The following is a 1,317-nucleotide window of genomic DNA, read 5'->3' on the forward strand; positions in this document are numbered from 1 at the left end:
GCTTCTTCTGGTGTTTTTGGAACAATATCTAGTTCTTTCTTTTCTTCTTTTTCCCAAGGAAAAGGCAATAGTTCTTCTGGTTTAATTTTATCTGTACCACTCATAGCTACAACTGAGTAATACATTTGCCACCTTGCTCTATACCAATTGTTTTTTTCTCTAGTTTCTTCTTTGTTTCTGTAGCCTGTAACAATGTTTTCAAATTGTCTTGGCGTAAGATCCCAGAAGTATGCTATTTTTAAACCTATCTCTCCACAGGCTAAGGCTTCTAAATCATCAAAAGTTAGATCAGAGACAACTGCCTCTGATCTAGCTACTTTCCCTTTTGCTTAGGTATTGGAGCTGCATTTTGTGTTGGTAACGATTGCTGAAACATTTCCATAACTTGCTCTAGCAAAGAGGGGTTGTTCCAAAGTACATCTACCACATCGTCTGAATCTATGGTTAGTTCTTCATTGGTGTCTAAAACAATAGCAAACAAGACTAAGTTTCCAATAAAATTTAACGAATCAAACGATGGATCTTTTAGCTTTACATTACTAAGCCCAAAACGCTTAATTAGTTTTTCAAAACCAGCAACGGTTTTTTCTCCGTAATGCTGGCATACTTTTCTATACACCTTATACCCAAACTTTAACTGATACTCCTTTTTTTCAATAGTGATTTTCATAATTTTAGGTATTTACAGCTACAGTTAATGTTCCTACTCCTTTTAAAGAAAAATCAAATTTTGCTTTATCTTCATTTGCCGATGTTAATGTATATTGCTCTATATAAGCATTTCCAGAATACGCCATATTGCCAGTTACACCATCTGTAAGCTCTATGGCTACCAGTGTTTTTGCCTGATAACTTTCAACAATAGCTTGTAAATCTATTTGCGCATCTCCATTAGAGTTGGCCGCTATAGCATTTCCTGTTAATGACCAAGTACCTTCTTTTGGGTGAAAGTCTTTGCCAACAATGTCTTTAGAGGCTAGTTCTTCAAAATCTCTAGCTTCGTTTAAAGAGGCTTCAACCTCATGCATAATGGTTTTAGTCGCAATTTTGATACGCATAGAACCTGAATAATCTAAACTCATAGTATTATTATTTATATATATTAAAAATTTGTTTTGTTACAAAATTTGTTTTACCAGTACTTTCATTAAACACTGGCTCTGAATAAGCAGATACATACTTATACCTATTAGCGGCTGCCGCTAAAGCAACTGTTACTTGATCTGCTATGATTATGCTTTTGGTATAGGTATCTGACCAGCTATCTATAAATACTTGGTAATCTGCAACACCATCTTTAGCTTCGTTGCCATTATA

General features: G+C 34.7%; 3 protein-coding genes. All 3 read right to left on the reverse strand.

The features are described from left to right. Nucleotides 1–313 precede the first annotated feature (313 nt). Complete coding sequence (locus Q0L44_RS04830; protein ID WP_296636019.1) at nucleotides 314–670, reverse strand: hypothetical protein; 357 nt, start codon at nucleotides 668–670, stop codon at nucleotides 314–316. 4 nt (nucleotides 671–674) lie between these two features. Beyond that, nucleotides 675–1,082 (reverse strand): phage tail tube protein, encoded by a 408-nt coding sequence (locus Q0L44_RS04835; protein ID WP_296636022.1) that lies wholly within the window; start codon nucleotides 1,080–1,082, stop codon nucleotides 675–677. 7 nt (nucleotides 1,083–1,089) lie between these two features. After that, nucleotides 1,090–1,317: hypothetical protein (locus tag Q0L44_RS04840; RefSeq protein ID WP_296636024.1), on the reverse strand; the 228-nt coding region annotated here is incomplete at its 5' end.

It is taken from the genome of Polaribacter sp. (genome assembly GCF_024639685.1).
Lineage (GTDB): Bacteria > Bacteroidota > Bacteroidia > Flavobacteriales > Flavobacteriaceae > Polaribacter.